19 protein-coding genes and 1 pseudogene are annotated in these 19,153 nt (G+C 72.6%); 3 read left to right on the top strand and 17 right to left on the bottom strand.

Annotated elements, in window-relative coordinates:
- The 8 genes and pseudogenes from nuoF to O4J56_RS28120 all read right to left on the bottom strand — a co-directional run.
- Positions 1 to 1,284: NADH-quinone oxidoreductase subunit NuoF (gene nuoF / locus O4J56_RS28155; RefSeq protein WP_270689990.1), on the bottom strand; the 1,284-nt coding region annotated here is incomplete at its 3' end.
- Positions 1,281 to 2,000, bottom strand: a pseudogene (gene nuoE, locus O4J56_RS28150) (NADH-quinone oxidoreductase subunit NuoE); the annotation flags it as partial. The gene nuoF and the pseudogene nuoE, both read right to left, overlap by 4 nt.
- Positions 1,999 to 3,300: an NADH-quinone oxidoreductase subunit D gene (locus O4J56_RS28145; RefSeq protein WP_270689989.1), complete on the bottom strand. Its 1,302-nt coding sequence runs from the start codon at positions 3,298 to 3,300 to the stop codon at positions 1,999 to 2,001. The gene O4J56_RS28145 and the pseudogene nuoE, both read right to left, overlap by 2 nt.
- A gap of 49 nt (positions 3,301 to 3,349) precedes the next feature.
- On the bottom strand, positions 3,350 to 4,099 hold the full coding sequence (locus O4J56_RS28140; RefSeq protein ID WP_270689987.1) for an NADH-quinone oxidoreductase subunit C: 750 nt from the start codon (positions 4,097 to 4,099) through the stop codon (positions 3,350 to 3,352).
- On the bottom strand, positions 4,096 to 4,656 hold the full coding sequence (locus tag O4J56_RS28135; RefSeq protein WP_270689986.1) for a NuoB/complex I 20 kDa subunit family protein: 561 nt from the start codon (positions 4,654 to 4,656) through the stop codon (positions 4,096 to 4,098). Before O4J56_RS28135 ends, O4J56_RS28140 begins: the two co-directional genes overlap by 4 nt.
- 57 nt (positions 4,657 to 4,713) lie before the next feature.
- Positions 4,714 to 5,073, bottom strand: a complete 360-nt coding sequence (locus O4J56_RS28130; RefSeq protein ID WP_017623173.1) for an NADH-quinone oxidoreductase subunit A — start codon at positions 5,071 to 5,073, stop codon at positions 4,714 to 4,716.
- Between the two features lie 101 nt (positions 5,074 to 5,174).
- Positions 5,175 to 6,479 (bottom strand): geranylgeranyl reductase family protein, encoded by a 1,305-nt coding sequence (locus O4J56_RS28125; protein WP_270689984.1) that lies wholly within the window; start codon positions 6,477 to 6,479, stop codon positions 5,175 to 5,177.
- Positions 6,480 to 6,872: 393 nt separating this feature from the next.
- The gene (locus O4J56_RS28120; RefSeq protein ID WP_270689982.1) at positions 6,873 to 7,586 is read right to left on the bottom strand and encodes a demethylmenaquinone methyltransferase; all 714 of its coding nucleotides are present in this window, start codon (positions 7,584 to 7,586) and stop codon (positions 6,873 to 6,875) included.
- 166 nt (positions 7,587 to 7,752) lie between these two features.
- Here O4J56_RS28120 and O4J56_RS28115 point away from each other — a divergent pair, with 166 nt between their 5' ends.
- Positions 7,753 to 9,021, top strand: coding sequence for a hypothetical protein (locus tag O4J56_RS28115; RefSeq protein ID WP_270689981.1), 1,269 nt, complete (start codon positions 7,753 to 7,755; stop codon positions 9,019 to 9,021).
- Between the two features lie 87 nt (positions 9,022 to 9,108).
- Here the strand turns inward: O4J56_RS28115 and O4J56_RS28110 are convergent, their stop codons facing one another.
- Positions 9,109 to 9,540, bottom strand: coding sequence for a DUF4229 domain-containing protein (locus tag O4J56_RS28110; RefSeq protein ID WP_270689979.1), 432 nt, complete (start codon positions 9,538 to 9,540; stop codon positions 9,109 to 9,111).
- Positions 9,541 to 9,831: 291 nt separating this feature from the next.
- On the opposite strand from O4J56_RS28110, the gene O4J56_RS28105 reads away from it, so the two are divergent.
- Positions 9,832 to 10,032 (top strand): BldC family transcriptional regulator, encoded by a 201-nt coding sequence (locus tag O4J56_RS28105; protein ID WP_026123301.1) that lies wholly within the window; start codon positions 9,832 to 9,834, stop codon positions 10,030 to 10,032.
- Positions 10,033 to 10,150: 118 nt separating this feature from the next.
- Positions 10,151 to 10,504 (top strand): PLD nuclease N-terminal domain-containing protein, encoded by a 354-nt coding sequence (locus O4J56_RS28100; protein WP_270689977.1) that lies wholly within the window; start codon positions 10,151 to 10,153, stop codon positions 10,502 to 10,504.
- A gap of 220 nt (positions 10,505 to 10,724) precedes the next feature.
- On the opposite strand, the gene ccsB is transcribed toward O4J56_RS28100, so the two are convergent.
- From ccsB to proC, 8 genes are all read right to left on the bottom strand, one after another.
- Positions 10,725 to 11,822, bottom strand: a complete 1,098-nt coding sequence (gene ccsB / locus O4J56_RS28095; RefSeq protein WP_270689975.1) for a c-type cytochrome biogenesis protein CcsB — start codon at positions 11,820 to 11,822, stop codon at positions 10,725 to 10,727.
- A gap of 3 nt (positions 11,823 to 11,825) precedes the next feature.
- The gene (gene resB, locus O4J56_RS28090; protein ID WP_270689974.1) at positions 11,826 to 13,475 is read right to left on the bottom strand and encodes a cytochrome c biogenesis protein ResB; all 1,650 of its coding nucleotides are present in this window, start codon (positions 13,473 to 13,475) and stop codon (positions 11,826 to 11,828) included.
- 3 nt (positions 13,476 to 13,478) lie between these two features.
- Positions 13,479 to 14,339: a cytochrome c biogenesis CcdA family protein gene (locus O4J56_RS28085; RefSeq protein ID WP_270689973.1), complete on the bottom strand. Its 861-nt coding sequence runs from the start codon at positions 14,337 to 14,339 to the stop codon at positions 13,479 to 13,481.
- The gene (locus O4J56_RS28080; RefSeq protein ID WP_270689972.1) at positions 14,336 to 14,950 is read right to left on the bottom strand and encodes a TlpA family protein disulfide reductase; all 615 of its coding nucleotides are present in this window, start codon (positions 14,948 to 14,950) and stop codon (positions 14,336 to 14,338) included. Before O4J56_RS28080 ends, O4J56_RS28085 begins: the two co-directional genes overlap by 4 nt.
- A gap of 276 nt (positions 14,951 to 15,226) precedes the next feature.
- Positions 15,227 to 15,430: a helix-turn-helix domain-containing protein gene (locus O4J56_RS28075; protein ID WP_017538107.1), complete on the bottom strand. Its 204-nt coding sequence runs from the start codon at positions 15,428 to 15,430 to the stop codon at positions 15,227 to 15,229.
- 280 nt (positions 15,431 to 15,710) lie between these two features.
- Positions 15,711 to 16,514, bottom strand: a complete 804-nt coding sequence (locus O4J56_RS28070; RefSeq protein WP_270689970.1) for a phosphatase — start codon at positions 16,512 to 16,514, stop codon at positions 15,711 to 15,713.
- 65 nt (positions 16,515 to 16,579) lie between these two features.
- Positions 16,580 to 17,758 carry an acetoin utilization protein AcuC gene (locus O4J56_RS28065; RefSeq protein ID WP_270689968.1) on the bottom strand — a complete coding sequence of 393 codons (1,179 nt, stop codon included), beginning with the start codon at positions 17,756 to 17,758 and terminating at the stop codon, positions 16,580 to 16,582.
- A gap of 118 nt (positions 17,759 to 17,876) precedes the next feature.
- The gene (proC, locus tag O4J56_RS28060; protein WP_270689966.1) at positions 17,877 to 18,668 is read right to left on the bottom strand and encodes a pyrroline-5-carboxylate reductase; all 792 of its coding nucleotides are present in this window, start codon (positions 18,666 to 18,668) and stop codon (positions 17,877 to 17,879) included.
- Positions 18,669 to 19,153: the final 485 nt, after the last annotated feature.

Below are 19,153 nucleotides of genomic sequence, written 5' to 3'. Positions count from 1 at the left end.
CACGGTCGACTTGGCATGGTCGAACGGGCAGCCGCCCTGCTCGAAGTGGTCGATGTACTCCTGCCGGAAGTACTTGATCGACGACATGACCGGGCTGGTCGCGCCGTCGCCCAGGGCGCAGAAGGAGCGGCCCAGCAGGTTGTCGCAGATGTCCAGGAGCTTCTCCAGGTCGGCCTCGGAGCCCTCGCCCGCCTCCAGGCGGTCCAGGACCTGGACCATCCAGTAGTTGCCCTCGCGGCAGGGGGTGCACTTGCCGCAGGACTCGTGGGCGTAGAAGGCGATCCACCGGCCCACCGCGCGGACCACGCAGGTGGTCTCGTCGAAGATCTGCAGCGCCCGGGTGCCGAGCATGGACCCGGCCGCCCCCACCGACTCGAAGTCCAGCGGGGTGTCCAGGTGCTCGTCGGTGAAGATCGGGGTGGACGAGCCGCCCGGGGTCCAGAACTTCAGCTCGTGGCCGGCGCGGATCCCCCCGGCCATCTCCAGCAGCTCGCGCAGGGTCACCCCCAGCGGGGCCTCGTACTGCCCCGGCCGGGTGACGTGCCCGGACAGCGAGAAGAAGCCGAACCCGGCGGACTTCTCGGTGCCCATGGAGGTGAACCACTCGGCGCCGTTGGCGACGATGGAGGGCACCGTGGCGATGGACTCGACGTTGTTCACCACGGTCGGCGAGGCGTACAGCCCGGCCACCGCGGGGAAGGGCGGCTTGAGCCGGGGCTGGCCCCGGTAGCCCTCCAGCGAGTCGAGCAGCGCGGTCTCCTCGCCGCAGATGTAGGCCCCGGCCCCGGCGTGCACCACCACGTCCAGGTCGAAGCCGCTGCCGAGGATGTCGGTGCCCAGCAGCCCCGCCTCGTAGGCCTCCTCGACGGCGCGCCGCAGCCGCCGGATGACGTGCAGCACCTCGCCGCGCACGTAGATGAAGGCCTGGTTGCTGCGGATGGCGTAGGAGGAGATGATCACCCCCTCCAGCAGCGTGTGCGGGCTGGCCATCATCAGCGGGATGTCCTTGCAGGTGCCCGGCTCGGACTCGTCGGCGTTGACCACCAGGTAGCGCGGGTTGGGGTTGTCCGCCGGGAGGAAGCCCCACTTCATGCCGGTGGGGAACCCGGCGCCGCCGCGACCGCGCAGGCCCGAGGCCTTGACCTTCTCGACCAGGGCGTCGGGCTCCATGGCCAGCGCGGTGCGCAGCGCCCGGTAGCCGCCGGAGGCCCGGTAGCCCTCCAGGGTGGGGGCGTCGGCGCGGTCCCAGTTGTCCGAGAGGACGGGGGTGAGCGCGGTCGTCACTGCTCCGCCCCCTCTCCGGCGGCGCCCGGCCCGGGCGCGGTCCAGCCGCGCTCGCGGGCCAGCCGCAGCCCCTCCAGGGACGGGCCCACGGCCTGCGGCCCCTCTCCGGCGCGGCCGTCGGAGAACCCGGCGAGCACCCGGGAGGCCTGCTTCCAGGTGCAGACCGGCCCGGCGCCGCGGGTGGGGTGCACGTCCCGGCCCAGGCGCAGGCCGTCGACCAGCTCCTTGGCGCTCTCGGGGGTCTGGTTGTCGAAGAACTCCCAGTTGACCATCACGACCGGGGCGAAGTCGCAGGCCGCGTTGCACTCCACGTGCTCCAGCGTGACCTTGCCGTCCTCGGTCGTCTCGTCGTTGCCGACCCCCAGGTGCTCCTTGAGGGCGGAGAAGATCTCGTCGCCGCCCATCACCGCGCACAGGGTGTTGGTGCACACGCCCACGTGGTAGTCGCCCACCGGGCGGCGCTTGTACATGGTGTAGAAGGTCGCCACCGCGGTCACCTCGGCGGCGGTCAGCCCCAGCTGGTCGGCGCAGAAGCCGATCCCCGCGGTGCTGACGTGGCCCTCCTCGGCCTGCACCAGGTGGAGCAGGGGCAGCAGGGCCGACCGCGCCTTGGGGTAGCGGGCGATGATCTCCTTGGCGTCGACCTCCAGCCGCGCCCTGGTCTCCTCGTCGAAGGTCCGTGTCATCGGGGCCCTCCCCTCCTCGCTCGCTCCGTCACCGGTCCACGCCTCCCATCACGGGGTCGATGCTGGCCACCGCGGCGATCACGTCGGCGACCGTGCCGCCCTCGCACATCGCCGCCACGGCCTGCAGGTGGGTGAACGAGGGGTCGCGGAAGTGCACCCGGTGGGGGCGGGTGCCGCCGTCGCTGACGGCGTGGCAGCCCAGCTCGCCCTTGGCGCTCTCCACGGCGGCGTAGGCCTGGCCCGAGGGCACGCGGAAGCCCTCGGTGACCAGCTTGAAGTGGTGGATCAGCGCCTCCATGGAGCCGCCCATGATGTGCGCGATGTGGTCGGGCGCGTTGCCCAGGCCGTCGGCGCCCAGCGCGAGCTTGGCGGGCCAGCCGATCTTGGGGTCGTCCACCATGACCGGGCCGGGCTCCAGCTTGTCCAGGCACTGCTCGACGATCCGCAGGCTCTGCTCGACCTCGGCCATGCGCACCCGGTACCGGGCGTAGACGTCGCCGCCCTCGGAGACCGGGACGTCGAACTCGTAGTCCTCGTACCCGCAGTAGGGCCGGGCCTTGCGCAGGTCCCAGGGCAGGCCCGAGGCGCGCACCAGCGGCCCGGTCACGCCCAGCGCCATGCACCCGGCCAGGTCCAGGTGGGCCACGTCCCGGGTGCGGGCCAGGTACAGGGGGTTGGCGTCGAGGAGCTTGCGCATGTCGCGCAGCCGCTTGGGCATCTCGGTGAGCAGCTCGCGGATCTTGCCCACCGCGCCGGAGGGCAGGTCCTGGGCGACGCCGCCGGGGCGGATGTAGGCATGGTTCATCCGCAGGCCGGTGATCAGCTCGAAGATGTCGAGCACCATCTCCCGCTCACGGAAGCCGCTGGTCATCACCGTGGTGGCGCCCAGCTCCATGCCGAAGGTGGCCAGCGCGACGAAGTGCGAGCTCATCCGGTTGAGCTCCATCATGAGCACCCGGATGACGTTGGCCCGGTCGGGGATCTCGTCGGTGATGCCCAGCAGCTTCTCCACCGCCAGGCAGTACGCCGCCTCGTTGAAGATCGGCGTGAGGTAGTCCATGCGGGTCACGAACGTGGTCCCCTGGGTCCACGTCCGGAACTCCATGTTCTTCTCGATGCCGGTGTGCAGGTAGCCGATGCCGACCCGGGCCTCGGTGACGGTCTCGCCGTCGAGGGTGAGGATCAGCCTCAGCACCCCGTGCGTGGACGGGTGCTGCGGCCCCATGTTGACGACCAGCCGCTCGGCCGCGCCGGCCTGGGCCGCGGCGACGACCTCGTCCCAGTCGCCTCCGCCGACGTCCACGTGCTCCTCGGTGGCCTGTGCGCTCATGGCCGTGCCTCCCTCCTCGCCCTGGCCCGGTCGGCCCGTGTGCGGGTGCTCATGCGTAGGACCTCCGCTCGTCCGGCGGGGGGACGGTCGCCCCGCGGTACTCCACCGGGATGCCGCCCAGCGGGTAGTCCTTGCGCTGCGGGTGGCCGTGCCAGTCGTCGGGCATCTCGATGCGGGTCAGCGACGGGTGGCCGTCGAAGACGATCCCGAAGAAGTCCCAGGCCTCCCGCTCGTGCCAGTCGTTGGTCGGGTACACCCCGGTGGCCGTGGGGACGTGCGGGTCGGCGTCGGGGCAGCACGTCTCCACCCGGATCTCCCGGTTGTGGGTGATCGAGCGCAGGATGTAGACCACGTGCAGCTCGCGCCCGGTGTCGTCGGGGTAGTGCACCCCGGTCGCCCCCAGGCACAGCTCGAACCGCAGGCCGGCGTCGTCGCGGCAGTGGCGCAGCACCTCGGGCAGGTGCTCGCGGCGCACGTGGAAGGTGATCTCGCCGCGGTCCACCACCACGCGCTCGACCGCCTCGCCGAAGCCGACGGGGGCCTCGGCCATGGCGCCCTCCAGCGCGTCGGCGACGGCGTCGAAGCCCTCGGTGCGCGGGTCGTCCGGGTCGGTGTAGGGCCGCTCGGCGTCGGGGAGGACCGTGCGCCGCACGCGCAGCCGCCCGTAGCCGGAGGTGTCGCCGGTGCCCCCGGCGCCGAACATGCCGGTACGCTTGACCGGGGTGTCCAGCCGCTCGCGCCCGGCGCGCTCGGGCAGGTCCTCCTCGGGCTCGTGCCCGGCCCCGTTGGACATGCTCATCGCCCGGCCCCCTCGCCCTGGTCGACCAGCGGGAGCGAACGGCGCAGCGCCCGCTGCTCCTCCTCTTCGATCTCGCGCTGCCGGTGGGCGCCGAGCTTGGTGTTCTGCACCTTGTCGTGCAGCTTGAGCACCGCGTCCAGGAGCATCTCCGGGCGCGGCGGGCACCCCGGCAGGTAGATGTCGACCGGGACCACGTGGTCCACGCCCTGCACCACCGCGTAGTTGTTGAACATGCCGCCGCTGGAGGCGCACACGCCCATCGCGATGACCCACTTGGGCTCGGGCATCTGGTCGTAGATCTGGCGCAGGACCGGGGCCATCTTCTGGCTCACCCGCCCGGCGACGATCATCAGGTCGGCCTGGCGCGGCGTGGCGCCGAACTTCTCCATGCCGAACCGGGCCAGGTCGTAGTGCGGGCCGCCCACCGACATCATCTCGATGGCGCAGCAGGCCAGGCCGAAGGTGGCCGGCCACATCGAGCTCTTGCGGGCCAGCCCCACCACCTGCTCGACGGTGCCGAGCATGACGCCGCTCGGCAGTTTCTCCTCAAGTCCCATGAGGCGAACCCCCTTGTCCGTTTCCCGGGTGCGCCGCGCGGGGCGGCGCCGTGGTGGTCAGTCCCATTCCAGGCCTCCGCGGCGCCATTCGTATGCGTAGGCGATCGAGACGTTCACCAGGAAAAGGACCATCGCGATGAGGCCGAACAGGCCGAGCGCGTCGAAATGGACCGCCCACGGGTAAAGGAAGATGATCTCGATGTCGAAGACGATGAAGAGCATCGCCGTGAGGTAGTACTTGATCGTGAACCGGCCGCCGCCCGCCGGCTGGGGCGTCGGCTCGATCCCGCACTCGTAGGCCTGGAGCTTGGCGCGGTTGTACCGCTTGGGGCCGGCGATGCTGCCGACGACCATCGACACGGCCACGAACGCGGCGCCGATGCCGCCGAGCACGAATACGGGTGTGTACAGCTCCATCGGTGGACGTCCCCTTCATGACGGGCGTGCGGATGCACGCCCGCTTGTGATCGCTTTCACGTGGGCGGCCGCGTGGGGCCCATCGCTCGCCATCGCCCCTCCTAGGCCGCGGGCGCCATCCGCGACATGCCGTTGATGACGCGGTCCATGGCGTCCCCGTGGGACGGCTCGGTGAGGTTGGCCAGCATCTTCAGCGCGAACCGCATCAGCGTGCGCTGCGGCAGGCCGTAGCGGGTGGCGTACTTCATGAAGTCGGGGTTGCCGATCATCTTCACGAAGGTGCGGCCGAGCGTGTAGTAGCCGCCGTAGGCGTCGCGCAGCACGTCGGGGTAGCGCATCAGGGCGCGCTCGCGTGTCTGCACGGTGGGGCGGGAGAGCGCCTGGACGGCGACGTCGGCGGCGATCGCCCCGGCCTCCAGCGCGTAGGCGATGCCCTCGCCGTTGAAGGGGTTGACCATGCCGCCGGCGTCGCCGACGAGCATCAGCCCGCGCGAGTAGTGCGGCGTGCGGTTGAAGCCCATGGGCAGGGCCGCGCCGCGCACGGGGCCGCGCCGGTTGTCCTCGGTGAAGCCCCACTCCTCGGGCATGCTCTGCGTCCAGCGCTTGAGCAGCCGGCGGTAGTCCACGTCCTGGAAGGCGGCCGTGGAGTTGAGGATGCCCAGGCCGACGTTGCAGGTGCCGTCGCCCACGCCGAAGACCCAGCCGTAGCCGGGCAGGAGCACCTGGCGGCCGCCGGTGTTGTCCCACAGCTCCAGCCAGGACTCCAGGTAGTCGTCGTCGTGGCGGGGGCTGTCGAAGTAGGTGCGCACGGCCACGCCCATGGGGCGGTCGTCGCGCTTGCGGATGCCCAGGGCCACCGACAGCCGGGAGGAGTTGCCGTCGGCGGCGATCACCAGCGGGGCGCGGTAGCGGACCTCTTCGCCGTCGGGGCCGGTGGCGCGCACGCCCTGCACCCGGCCGGTGCGCGGGTCGATCAGGGGCGCGCGGACGTTGGTGCGCTCCAGCAGCTTGGCCCCGCAGGCCCGGGCCCGGTCGGCCAGGATCCGGTCGAAGTCGTAGCGCGTGCGCACCAGGCCGAAGTCGGGGTAGGAGGCCAGCTCGGGCCAGGGGAGTTCGAGGCGCACGCCGCCGCCGATGATGCGCAGCCCCCGGTTGCGGACCCACCCGTCGCCGTCGAAGGGCACGCCCAGCGCGGCGAGCTGCTTGACCGCGCGGGGGGTGAGGCCGTCCCCGCAGACCTTCTCCCGGGGGAAGGAGGTCTTCTCCAGCAACAGCACGTCCAGCCCGGCGCTGGCCATATGGACTGCGGCGGCGGAGCCGGCGGGCCCGGCCCCGACGATGATGGCGTCGGCTTCGAGGTCTGCGGTGCCCCGCCCGGGGAGGGCGGTCGGTGCTGTGGCGCTCACGAGTGGTCCCTGTGTGGCTGGGGGTGCGCGGTATGGGCGCTTTGTGTACTTCTGATGCGGGTCGTACGCAGGCGTCCGGAGTTACCAAGGACACGTACCCTTGTGAAGGGCTTCACAAGGCCTCGCCCCGAAGTCTAGACCTTTCGCGTTCCAGGGGCGACCCCCACCCGCCATTCATCTCGTCCGGGCACTTTCGGTCGCAAACCGGGCACAACGGGCTTTACCAGGGTTATTTAGGTAAACCTACGTCCGATTCATCCTTGAGAATCACCTTCATCCCCGAAAAACACGAAAGGCACCAGAACATGTGTTCTGGTGCCTTTGTTGGCCGTGTGACCGCTGGGAGGGGAGGGGTGCACGGGGCGGGTTCCGGGCGGCCGGAACCGCGCCCCGCTACTCCTCCGGGCGGTAGCCGCGGTGCAGCGCCACCACGCCCATCGTCAGGTTGCGCCAGGCCACCCGGGTCCACCCGGCGCGCTGCATGCGCGCCGCCAGCCCCGCCTGGTCCGGCCAGTCCATGATCGACTCCGACAGGTACTCGTAGGCCGCGGTGTTGTCGGAGAACAGCCCGGCGATCCGGGGCAGCGCCGCCATCAGGTACCCGGAGTAGACACGGTCCGCCGCGCGCACCGGAATGTGGCTGAACTCGCAGATCACGACCCGGCCGCCGGGCTTGGCGACCCGGTGCATCTCGCGCAGCGCCCGGTCGGTGTCCTGCACGTTGCGCAGGCCGAAGGAGATGGTGACCGCGTCGAAGGTGGCGTCCTCGAACGGCAGCTCCAGGGCGTCCCCGGCCACGCAGGCCACCCCGCCGGAGACCGCCCCGCCGCGCTGGCGCGCGCCCTCGCGGAGCATGCCCTGGGAGAAGTCGCAGGCGATCACCCGCGCCCCGTTCCCGGTCAGCGCCTGGGAGGAGGTGCCCGTCCCGGCGGCCAGGTCGAGCACCAGCTCGCCGCTGTAGGCCTCCACCGCGCGCACGGCCGCGCGCCGCCACTGGCGGTCCTGGCCGAGCGAGAGCACGTCGTTGAGCAGGTCGTAGCGGCCGGCGATGCTGTCGAACATCGCGGCGACGTCGGCGGGCGACTTGTCGAGTTCGGCGCGGGTCATGGGCCCAGCCTAAGGCCGGTCCGGCGGCGGCCGGACCGGGTACCGCACCTGCGCACCCGGCCGCCCCCGCCGGCCCACCGGCGATTCCGGGCACACCGCCGATCCGATTACGGTTACTGTACGAATTCGAACCATGACGCTACGTCCGGATGGGAAGAGGGCGCCCGTGGCCACCACTCACCGCCGACCACTCGCCGTCGTGCTGAGCGCGCTCGCGCTCGGCCTGCCGATCGCCGCTGCCCCGGCGGCCGCCGCACCGGCGGCGCACGCGGAGGTGGTCGGCGAGCGGCCGGTCGACTGGACCCCGCACGTGCTGGACGGCCGGGTCAAGGACATCACCCGGGTCGGCGACACCGTCTACGTCGGCGGCTCGTTCCAGCGGGTGGCCTCGCCGGACCGGTCCACCACCTACCGGCGCGCCAACCTGTTCGCCTTCGAGCACGGCACCGGGCGGGTCCTCGGCTTCTCCCCCGACCCGGACAACACCGTGTCCTCGGTCGTCGCCGCCGACGACGGGGTGTACATCGGGGGCTCGTTCACCCGCGTGGGGGCCGCCCCCGCCCGCGGCGCGGCCCTGGTGGGCCCCGACGGCCGCCTCGACCGCGGCTTCGACGCGCAGATCGGCGTCGGCAGCGTCTACCGCCTGGCCCGGCACGGGGACGACCTGTACGCGGGCGGCTCGTTCACCTCCGCGGGCGGCGGGGGCACCCGCGGCATCGCCCGCCTCGACGCGCGCACCGGCGCGGCGGACCGGGACTTCTCCATCGCGATCGGCGAGGAGCGGCGCGGCTCGCTGCGCGTCCAGGACCTGGCGGTCAGCCCGGACGGGGACCGCCTGGTCATCGCCGGGACCTTCATGGAGGTGGAGGGGGAGGAGCGCCCGCAGATCGCGATGGTGGACACCGCCTCCTCCCCCGCGCGGCTGAGCCCGTGGTCGACCGACTCCTACGCCGCCGAGTGCGACTACTCGCGGATGCACACCTACATGCGGCAGATCGACTTCGCTCCGGACGGGTCCTACTTCGCGGTGGTCACGGCCGGCGGGCCGCAGATCAAGCCGGGGATGTGCAAGACGACGGCCCGCTGGGAGAACAACGACCGCGCGGGCGCGCGGCCCACCTGGACCAATCACACCGGCGGGGACTCGCTCTACTCCGTGGAGGCCACCGGGGCGGCCGTCTACGTCGGCGGGCACCAGCGGTGGATGGACAACCCGCGAGGGGACCACGACGCGGGCCCGGGGGCGGTCGAGCGCGAGGGGATCGCGGCGGTCCACCCGGTCACCGGACGGGCGCTGCCGTGGAACCCGGGGCGCAGCCGGGGGCACGGGGCCGAGGCGCTCACCGCCACCGAGGACGGGCTGTACGTGGGCAGCGACACCACGCGCCTGGGCGGTGAGGACCGGGCCCGGGTCGGGATGTTCCCGCTGGAATAGAGGACAGCGGAATAAAAGGGGCCAAACGCACGGGGCGTGCGGCGGGGCGGTCGGCCTCCGCCGTGCGCCCTTCTCATTGGGCCGCGGTCAGGCGGTTCCGGCCGCCTGCCCCTTCGCCTCTTCCTTCTCTTCCTTCCCGGAGCCCTCAGCGTCCCCGGCGTTCCCGGCGTCCTCCGCCGCGTCATCGGCGGCCGTTTCGGCCCCCTCGGCCGGTTCGGTGCCGCCGGTGCCGCCGTCCGCGCGGCCGGATCCGGCCGATTTCGGCTCGGACGGGACATCCGGGACGTCCTCGTGGGCCGCCCCGTCCACCAGTCGGCGGCTCATCCGGTCGGTCCGGGCGGTGATCCGCTCGGAGACGGCGTCGCGCTGGCGGGAGAGAAGGATGTAGCTCACCAGGCCGCTGACCAGGGCGGCGAGGATCAGCGCCAGCCAGCCGCGGGCCCCCAGGAGGTACAGGACGCCGTAGGCGACGCCGAACAGCAGGAACCGTGCGGCGGTATAGGCGAGGACGCTGCGCATGAAACTGCCTCACATGGGGTGGTCTGGTTCACTATCGTGGGGGTCGGCGGCATCGCCGACCGCCCCTTCCAGGGTAAGGGGCCTCCCGGCGCTGCCCTCGCGGGGAGCCCTGCCGCGGGGATCGAATCCGGCACCTGTATTCGAAGGTCACGGTCCGATCACATATCGCGCACACTCCCCCTGTTCCCCCCGGTTTTTACGAAAACTAGGGAGGAAACGGACTATCTCGTGCACACTAGGGGATCAAACGCCCGCCTCCCCCAGACCACACGGCGGGCCCGAAGGGGGATTGTGAAGGTGGAAAGAGGAAGCGAACGTCTATTGACCCCCGGAGAGGTCGCGTCCCTCTTCCGGGTCGACCCCAAGACGGTGACCCGGTGGGCCGCATCGGGGCGCATCAGCAGCATCCGCACCCCCGGAGGCCACCGGAGGTTCCGCGAGTCCGAGGTCCGGGCGCTGCTCCACGGCGAGGCCACCGAGTCCGCCCCCTGACCACGCGGCGATCCGCGCACCCACGACCGCTCCCCTACAGGCGTGCGCCCCCGGTCGGCGGGCCCTGCGACACGTCGGTCCCCGCGCGCACGCGGCGGATCGCGGATAGGCTGGACGCATGGTGTGGCTCGCAGGCCTGTTCACGCTGCTCACGATCGTGCTCTGGGTGTACGCGTTCTTCGACGCGCTCACCACCCCGGCATCGGAGGTCCGCAACCTGCCCAAGCTCCTGTGGCTGATCGCGATCGTCGTGTTCACCCCCGTCGGTCCGCTGCTCTGGCTCTTCCTGGGCCGCCCGCGGACCCTGGCGCCGGCCCCCGGACCGGCCGCGCCGGACCGGCCCGCGTCCGCCTTCGCGGACGCCGACCCGGCCGACGCCCAGGCCGACCCGGGACACCCCGGTCCGATCGGCCCCGACGACGACCCCGAGTTCCTGCGCCGTCTGAACAAGCGCATCAATCCGGACGAGTAAGCAGGCGGGCGGCCACGACGGCCGCGGCGCCGTCCCTCAGGGCGCCGCGGCCGTCGGCGCCGCCCCTCCGCGATGATCTCGGGGATCCCGGGGTTGAAACGGACACCATAAGCCCGACTTCCCCGAGATCAACACGAGCGCGCCCACGCACCTCCGTCGGCGCCGCCCTCCACCCCACGCCCCCGGCCACCCGCCGCCGTCAGGCGTACGGGACAGGGCCTCAGGCGTAGCTGTGCAGGCCGCTGAACATGTAGTTCACCCCGAAGAAGTTGAACATCAGGGCGGCGAAGCCGAGCACGCCGATCCACGCCGAGCGAGTGCCCTTCCACCCGGCGGTCGCGCGGGCGTGCAGGTAGGCGGCGTAGATGACCCACGTGATGAAGGACCACACCTCCTTGGGGTCCCAGCCCCAGAAGCGGCCCCAGGCCTCGTCGGCCCAGATCGCCCCGGCGATGATGGCGAAGGTCCACAGCGGGAACGCGATCACCACGAACCGGTGCGAGACCCGGTCCAGCAGCTCGGGGCTGGGCAGCTTGGCCGCGATCCCGGCCACCCGCTCGCCCATGGCGCGCTTGGCCTCGGTCCGGTGGGAGAGCAGGTAGGTGATGGCGGCGGCGCCGGAGACCATGAACGCGCCGGTGGCCACGATGGCCGCGGAGACGTGGATGGCGATCCAGTACGAGTGCAGCGCCGGGACCAGCGGCCCGGTCTCGGTGTAGAGCCAGCGGGCGGCGATGCCCAGCAGCAGCACGACCGGCAGCAGGACGAAGGTGCCCAGGTAGCGGGCCTGGTAGCGGAGGGCCGCGTAGAGGAAGGCCGCCACCGAGCACAGGCTGATCGCCACCACGAACTCGAACATGTTGCCCCAGGGCCAGCGGTCGGCGGCCAGCCCCCGGGTGACGATCTGGGCCAGGTTGAGCAGGAAGCCCACCCCGGTGACGGCCACCGCGATCGCGCCCAGGACGTTGCGCGAGGCCGACGCCTGCGGCTCGGAGCCGCGGACGGACACGCTCAGGTCGTCACCGTCACGGTCACCGCCGGTGCCACCGTCACCGCCGGTGCCGCCGCCGGGCTCCGGCACGGCGTCCAGGTCGACGGTGGAGGAGCCGCCCGCCCCCGGAGCCGCCGCGGCCGGGGCGGCGGCCCCCACCGGAACCAGGCGGTCGCCCTTCAGGGCCGTGCGGCGGCCGTAGGCCGCCTCCAGGGCGAACAGGAACAGGGCGACGGCGTAGGCCACGATCATCGCGATGATCAGGTGGTCGCTGTACGACGCAAGTCCCTGGTCCGCCGCCGTCTCCGCGGCGAGCTGGTACACCACCGGCTACTCCTTCGACGATGCGGGTCCGTCGGCCGCGGGGTCCTCCCGCAGCCGGTCTCTGAGCTCGGTCGCCAGGCGGTGGAACTCCTGGCCGTTGGCGGTCGACTCGGTCTTGCCGAGCCCCGCCACCTCGACAACCGTACGCCCGTCCGGTCCGGCGGACGCGCGCACCCACGCCCGGCGCGGGCGCACGAACAGGGTGCCCAGCAGCCCCAGCACCGCCAGCGAGGCGGACAGCAGGGCGGGCAGGCGGCCCGGGTTGTGCGTCATCTGCAGGGTCGCGAAGTCCTTGTACCCGGTGAAGGTGACCTCGCCGGCGCCGTCGGGCAGCTCCCAGGTGTCGCCGGGGCGCAGCGTCCCGGACTCGCCCAGCTCCTCCATCCGGGAGGTGTCGAGCTGGTACACCGACTGCGCCTGGCGCATGCCCAGGTCGCCGCTGTAGGCCGTGAGGGTGACCGCCGGGTCCTCGGCCCCGGGGAACACCGAGGCCAGCTCGGGCTCCCCGTCCTCACCGGTGCGCTCCTGGGCGGTGGGCAGGAACACGCCCTCGAAGCCCAGCCCCTCGGGCAGGGCGTCGGGCACCTTGACCACGCCGTCGGCGGTCTTGCCGGGGTCCTCGCTGCGCGGCAGGAACGGCACCGGCTGGTCGAAGACGACCTCGCCCTCGCCGTCGCGGACCTCGAACTCGGGGGCGTAGGCGTGGCCGAGCAGGTACACCTGGACGCCGCCGACCGACAGCGGCTTGTTGACCTCCAGCGTGTGGTGGCGCTCCGGGCCCCCGGGGTGGTCCTTGTAGGTCATCTCGCCCGCGAAGGACTCCGCCTGGCCGCTGAAGCCGCCGTCCTCGACGAACTTCGCGTCGAAGGAGTCCAGGGTGAAGGAGAAGGGCGCGAGGTCGTCCTGGTCGGCCGCCACCCCGGGGTAGAAGGAGTCGTAGGAGGTCAGCGTGTTGGCGAAGCCGTCGCCCTCGACGACGAGCATGTTGCCGCGGTAGCCGAAGGCGTACCCGGCGGCCAGGGAGACCAGCAGGCCCAGCAGGGCGATGTGGAAGATGACGTTCCCGGCCTCGCGCAGGTAGCCGGCCTCCCCGGAGAGGGAGTCGCCGTAGCGCTCCAGGCGGTACCTCTTGAAGACCGAGCGGCCCTGCTCCAGCACCCGCTCGGGCTCGGCGCCGGTGGTGAAGCGGGCCGAGTAGGGCATGCGGCCCAGGTTGCGCGGCGTCTTCGGGGGGCGGGCCCGCACCAGGCGCAGGTGCGCCAGTGCGCGCGGGATGACGCAGCCGGTCAGGGAGACGAACAGCAGCAGGTAGATCGCCGCGTACCAGGGCGAGGAGTAGACGTCGAAGAGGTAGAACCGCTCCAGCCAGGGGGCGAGGGAGGGGTTGTCGGTGTAGTACTGGGCGACCTGGTCGGGGCTGACCACCCGCTGGGGGAGCATGGAGCCCGGGATCGCGCCCAGGGCCAGCAGGAACAGCAGGATGAGCGCGGTGCGCATGGAGGTGAGGATGCGCCAGGCCCAGCGGGCCCAGCCCAGGGGGGACAGGCCTCCCGGGGCCCCCGCACCGCCCGCGGCGTCCGCGCCGTCCCCGGCGGCCGGGCCGCCCGTGCCGTCCGTCCTCTTCTTCCCGCCCTTGCGTGTGCTCGTCGTCGCCATGGATCAGATCACCGTCTCGAAGCCCTGGGTCCAGCCCTGCATGACCGCCGTGATGTCCGTCCACACGCCGGTGACCAGGAGCAGTCCGACGAGGACGAGCATGCCGCCGCCGACGGCGGTGATGGCGCGGGTGTGTCGGCGCGCCCAGGCGAACGCGCCCAGGGCGCGCCGGTAGGCCAGCGAGGCCGCCACGAACGGCAGGCCCAGGCCGATGCAGTAGGCCAGCGACAGCAGCGCGCCGCGCCCCGCGCTGCCCTCGGTGAAGGCCAGCGTCTGCACGGCGGCGAGGGTCGGGCCGATGCAGGGCGTCCACCCGAGGCCGAACAGGACGCCCAGTAGCGGGGCCCCGGCCAGGCCCGCGCCGGGCAGGCGGTGGAAGCGGAACTCGCGGTTCAGTCCGGGGATCACGCCCATGAAGGCCAGGCCCAGGGCGATGGTGAGCACGCCCAGCACCCGGGTGATGGTGTCGGCGTGGTCGATGAGCAGCCCGCCGACGCCGCCGATGAACACCCCGACCGCGACGAACACGAAGGTGAACCCGGCGATGAAGAGCAGGCTCCCGGCCAGCATGCTCCACTTGCGGGCCTGCAGCTCCTCGTCGGCGGTGCGCACCGCGGTGGCGGTGCCCGCGCCCCCGGCGCCCTGCCCGGCCTGTGCGCCTCCGGCGCCCTGCGCGCCCTGCCCGGCCTCGCGGGCGGCGCGGTTCCGGGCGGCGATGTCGGCGCCGGACATGCCGGTGACGTAGGAGAGGTAGCCCGGCACCAGCGGCAGCACGCACGGCGACAGGAAGGACACCAGCCCGGCGGCGACCGCGAGCGGGACCGCCAGCAGCAGCGACCCGCCGATCACCGTCTCGGCGATCACTCCTGCTCCTCGACGACCGTCTGCACCAGCCCGGTGAGCTGGTCGTAGTTGGTCTCGCCGATGACGCGGGCGGCGATCCGGCCCTCGGGGTCGATCACCAGGGTGCTGGGGATGGCCTGCGGCGGCACGGTGTCGCGGAACGCCTGGGGGACCTCGCCCGGCTGGTCGTACAGGCTCGGGTAGGCGACCTCCTGCTTGCGCTCGAAGGCCTCGGCGGCGTCGCGGTCGTCCTTGATGTTGACGCCGAGGAACTCCACGCCCCGGTCCTCGAAGTCGCCGTGGACCTCGTTCAGCACGGGGGTCTCCGAGCGGCAGGGTCCGCACCAGCTCGCCCACACGTTGAGGACGAGCACCTTGCCCTCGTAGTCGGAGAAGGAGGCCTCGTCGCCGTCGAGGGTCTCACCGGTGTACTCGGGGACGTCCTCGCGCTCGTCGGGGGCGAACTCGGTGGCGGTGCCGTCGCCGGAGATGTAGCGGCTGTCCTCGCCGGCGGAGCCCGCGGTCTCGGCCGGGTCGTTGGCGCACCCGGCCGCCAGGAGCGCGGCGGCCAGAGCGGCCGCCGGCAGGCGCACGGCGGCGCGGCGCGGGGCGCCGGATCTGCGTGAGGGCATCAGGGAACCTCGGAACACACGGCGGGCACATTCGTCGACAACGACGAAGTGTAGTAGAGGCTCCCGACCCCTGCCCCCCGGGGCTCATGATGGCCGTGACGTGCGCGGACGGAGGGGCGTCCGCGCGCGCTGGCGCTCCCGCCGCGCGAGGGGCGGACCCATCCTTGCCGTGGCCCCGCGTCCGCGCGGAGGGGCTCACCCGGAGGGCGGTGGGCGGGGCTGCACCGCCCCCGTCGGGTGTGCCTTCACCGGGTGCCGGGGCGGCACCCCTGCCGGTCAGCCGGCCTCGACGAAGGCCTCTCGGAGGTAGTCGTGCACGGCGCGCTCGGGGACCCGGTAGGACCGGCCCACCCGGATCGCCGGCAGCGCACCGGAGTGGACCATCCGGTAGACGGTCATCTTGGACACTCGCATGATCGTGGCCACCTCGGCCACGGTCAGGAACCTGACCTCTTCCAGCGGAGCCTTACTCCTGTTCATGTTCGGAACGCCCTCACTTCCGGACGTGCGCGTCGGAGTCCCTGCCTCTCCCCGCCGCGGAGGCCCGTCAGGAGCGGCGCGCCCTGGGTGCGCCGCCGACCCCGCCGCCGCGCCGGGGTGTCGTTGAAGTAACTGCTGACACGTCCGTTTTCAGGGTAGATCCGCGTTCACGCCATTGAAAGGCCGGGTTTGCTGTCCCTGCAGCTATACGAGGGCGACGGGTCCCGTGAGGTTTAGGGGGTGGGTATAAAAGCCGCCGCCCCCGGCCAGGGGCCCGCGCTCACCCCGCCAGACCCGCCCTGTGCAGGACGTACGCCGACAGCGGCCGGTAGTCCTCGGTCGAGTATCCGTCGTCCAGCGGCACGGTGGCGTGCAGCTTTCCCTCGTCCTCGGCGAGGAAGAGTGCGGGATCGTTACAGTCGGCGAACCCCACGGCGCTGATGCCCGCCTCGCCCGCGGCACCGGCGAACCCGTGGTCGGCGATGACCAGCTGCGGCCACGGCTCGCCGCGGCGGCGCAGGTCCTCCAGGGCCGCCTCCATGGCGAAGGGGTGGTGGCTGTGCCGGGGCTCGCCCTCGGCGTCGGTGACCATGCCCACGCCGTCCCGCCAGACCAGGACCCGCTCGCCGGGCAGGTGGCCGGTGTCGGTGGCGTAGGAGAAGCCCTCTCCGGCGGTGACCACGGGGCACCCGCTGCGCTCCAGGGCGCGGGCGAACCCCCGGTAGGTGGCGTGCAGGTTGACGGGGTGGCCGGTGGCGACCATGACCCGCTCGCGGTCGCGGGCGGCGCGCGCCATCCGGTCGGCGAGCGCCTCCAGCGCGTCGGCGGTCCGGTCGGGGTCGATGGTGTCCACGCCGGACTCGTGCCCGGGGTCGGCCACCACGCCGCAGCGCTTGGCCATCAGCGCCAGGATGTCCGCGTAGGACCAGGTGCGGGCGAAGGTGAGGCCGAACATGTGGTACGGGTCGCGCTCGGCGAGCCTGCGGTAGTGCCGCAGGTTGCCCTGGCGCGGCGTGTCCACGTGCCCGGCGATTCCCGTCCTGACCATGTGCGCGATGAGCTCGCTGCGCGATGGCGGCTTCACCCGTCTCCCCCTTCTGCTGTGGGCCTCCCGGCCGTGCGGCTGTGCAGCTGTCCTGTCGGCGCCCGCTACAGGGTCGGGTCGATGCCCTGGCTGGGGAAGACCGCCCTGCGGGTGGCCTGGATCGCCTGGTCGACCGGGTCCGCCGGGTCGAAGCCCGCCTCGAAGGGGGTGAACTCGGGGGTGCGGCCGTCGGTCATGTACAGCGGCGGCACGTCGCCGGTGCGCTCGCGCACGAAGCGGCGCCACTCCTCCGGGGTGGCCGCGTCCGGGTCGACCCCGGTGCCCGCGGCCTCGGCCAGCAGGTGGGTCCAGGCCCGCGGGACCACCTGCACCAGCTCGTACCCGCCGCCGCCGAGCACCACCCAGCGGCCCCCGGCGGTGGTCTTGGCCAGCTCGTGCAGCTCGCGGTAGATGCGGCGCTGGCCGTCCAGGCTGAGCATCAGGTTGGCCAGCGGGTCGAGGGCGTGCGCGTCCGCGCCGTGCTGGGTGACCAGCACCTCGGGCTGGAACTCGCGCAGCAGCGGCGGCACGACGGCGTCGAAGGCGCGCAGCCAGCGGGCGTCGTCGGTCCCGGCGGGCAGGGCGACGTTGACGGAGTAGCCCTCGGCGCCGGGCCCACCGGCCTCGGAGGGGCGGCCGGTGCCGGGGAAGAGGGTGAGCGGGGACTCGTGCAGGCTGATGGTCATGACCCGGGGGTCGTCGTAGAACATGGCCTGCACGCCGTCGCCGTGGTGCACGTCCACGTCGACGTAGGCGACCCGCTTGGCGCCCTGCTCCAGCAGCCAGGCGATGGCCAGGGAGGCGTCGTTGTAGACGCAGAAGCCCCAGGCGTTGCCGGGCATGGCGTGGTGCAGGCCGCCGGCGATGTTGGCGGCGTGCTCGGTCTCGCCCCGCCACACGGCGCGGGCGGCGGCCACCGAGGCGCCCGCCACCAGCGACGCCGCGTCGTGCATGTCGGGGAAGACGGGGTTGTCGGGGGTGCCCAGGGAGTAGGCCTCGTCGGGCTCCAGGGTGCGCCCGGCGCGTTTCACGGCCTCGATGTAGGCGGGGTCGTGGATGAGCTTGAGCATCTCGTCCGAGGCCGGTTCGGCGGGGACGAAGGACAGGCCGGGGGTGTCGAACACGCCGAGCTCGCGGGACAGGGCCATGGTGAGCTCCACCCGCACGGGGTTGAGCGGGTGCTCGGGGCCGAAGTTGTAGGACGTCAGCCCGTCGTCCCAGGCGATGTGCAGCGAGCAGGCCATGCGCCCTCCCCCTGGCGTTGGTGCGGTCCACGCGTGTGTCAGGTGACACACATACTCAAGCACACCCGGACGCGGCGGTGCGATCCGGGCACGTCCCAGGCGGTGCCGCCCCCTTGCGTCACCCCTCCGACAGGGCGCGGCTGCGGTCCCGGGCGGCCTCGATGGCGTCGGTGAAGGCGGTGCGCACCCCGTGCCGGTCCAGCTCGCGCACGGCGGCGGCGGTGGTGCCGCCCGGCGAGGTGACGGCCTCGCGCAGCACGACCGGGTGCTCGCCGGACTCGCCGAGCATCGCCGAGGCGCCGGAGATGGTCTGGCGCACCAGCCGCTGGGCGGTGGCGCGGGGCATGCCCATGGCCACGCCCGCCTCGACCATGGTCTCGGCGATGAAGTAGAAGTACGCGGGGCCGCTGCCGGAGATGGCGGTGACGGTGTCCATGTGCCGCTCGGCGACGACCTCCACCTCGCCCACCGCGCGCAGCAGCTCCTGCGCGCGCTCCAGGTGGTCCGCACCGGCGGCACGGCCGCCGGTGACGGCGGTCATGCCCTTGCCGACAAGGGCCGGGGTGTTGGGCATGGCCCGCACCACCGGGACGCCGTCGCCCAGGTGCTTCTCCAGGACGGCGGTGGTGATCCCGGCCGCGACGGAGATGACCATGGTGCCCGCGCCCAGGTGCGGGTTGAGCTCGTCCAGGAGGTCGACCATGTCCTGCGGCTTGACCGCCAGGACCAGCGCGTCGGCGCCCGCGGCCTCGGCGGCCGGGACGGTGCGCACCCCGTAGCGCTCGCGGAGCTCGGCGGCGTGCTCCGCACGGGGCTCGGTGACCAGTACGTCGCCCGGGCCGTGCCCGGTCCCCAGCAGGCCGGCGAGCAGCGCCTCGCCCATCTTGCCCGCGCCAATGATCGCGATCATCCACTCACCCTTTCGGACGCATTCCACTCTATGGCGATAGCGATGCGCAGTGTGACGCGTCCGTCGGATTCCGGACCATAGGCCCCCGGCCCGAGGGTCATCGGAGTATGAGCCGGGGGCGGCAACGAGGGGCGGCGGCCCTCGTCGCAGCGTCGTCGGCCACGGCGCGTGCGGGCGGTCACCGGAGAGAGCGGCGACGACAAAGGTCAGCGGCCCTTTCGGTAGTGCTGTCGAGCGCGGCGCGTGTGCGTGGTCGCCGGGCTTGGCAGCGACGGCAGAAGCGGGCGGTTCCCCGGCCCTACCAACCGTCCGTCGGGCCGCTCGCGGTCCATGCAGGCGGCAGAACAGGTACCCCGCTCACGGACCCCACCCGAGCGGAGGGCCGGTGGAGTGCAAGGTCGCAAGGGCGGCCACGACAAGGGGCGGCGGCCCTTGCGGCAGCGCTGTCGGCCGCGGCGCGTGTGCGCGGTCGCCGTGGAAGGCGG

Origin of the sequence: Nocardiopsis endophytica, assembly GCF_027706725.1 — a bacterium.
GTDB lineage: Bacteria > Actinomycetota > Actinomycetes > Streptosporangiales > Streptosporangiaceae > Nocardiopsis_A > Nocardiopsis_A endophytica.
Note: the sequence above shows the minus strand (reverse complement) of the source record. Positions and strands in the feature narration are given on the sequence as shown.

Bases quoted from the DNA above. Each gene is read 5' to 3' on its own strand.
- O4J56_RS28145 (WP_270689989.1), bottom strand. From the start codon at position 3,300: ATGAGCGCACAGGCCACCGAGGAGCACGTGGACGTCGGCGGAGGCGAC.
- O4J56_RS28140 (WP_270689987.1), bottom strand. From the start codon at position 4,099: ATGAGCATGTCCAACGGGGCCGGGCACGAGCCCGAGGAGGACCTGCCC.
- O4J56_RS28135 (WP_270689986.1), bottom strand. From the start codon at position 4,656: ATGGGACTTGAGGAGAAACTGCCGAGCGGCGTCATGCTCGGCACCGTC.
- O4J56_RS28130 (WP_017623173.1), bottom strand. From the start codon at position 5,073: ATGGAGCTGTACACACCCGTATTCGTGCTCGGCGGCATCGGCGCCGCG.
- O4J56_RS28120 (WP_270689982.1), bottom strand. From the start codon at position 7,586: ATGACCCGCGCCGAACTCGACAAGTCGCCCGCCGACGTCGCCGCGATG.
- O4J56_RS28110 (WP_270689979.1), bottom strand. From the start codon at position 9,540: ATGCGCAGCGTCCTCGCCTATACCGCCGCACGGTTCCTGCTGTTCGGC.
- O4J56_RS28100 (WP_270689977.1), top strand. From the start codon at position 10,151: ATGGTGTGGCTCGCAGGCCTGTTCACGCTGCTCACGATCGTGCTCTGG.
- resB (WP_270689974.1), bottom strand. From the start codon at position 13,475: ATGGCGACGACGAGCACACGCAAGGGCGGGAAGAAGAGGACGGACGGC.
- O4J56_RS28080 (WP_270689972.1), bottom strand. From the start codon at position 14,950: ATGCCCTCACGCAGATCCGGCGCCCCGCGCCGCGCCGCCGTGCGCCTG.
- O4J56_RS28075 (WP_017538107.1), bottom strand. From the start codon at position 15,430: ATGAACAGGAGTAAGGCTCCGCTGGAAGAGGTCAGGTTCCTGACCGTG.
- O4J56_RS28065 (WP_270689968.1), bottom strand. From the start codon at position 17,758: ATGGCCTGCTCGCTGCACATCGCCTGGGACGACGGGCTGACGTCCTAC.
- proC (WP_270689966.1), bottom strand. From the start codon at position 18,668: ATGATCGCGATCATTGGCGCGGGCAAGATGGGCGAGGCGCTGCTCGCC.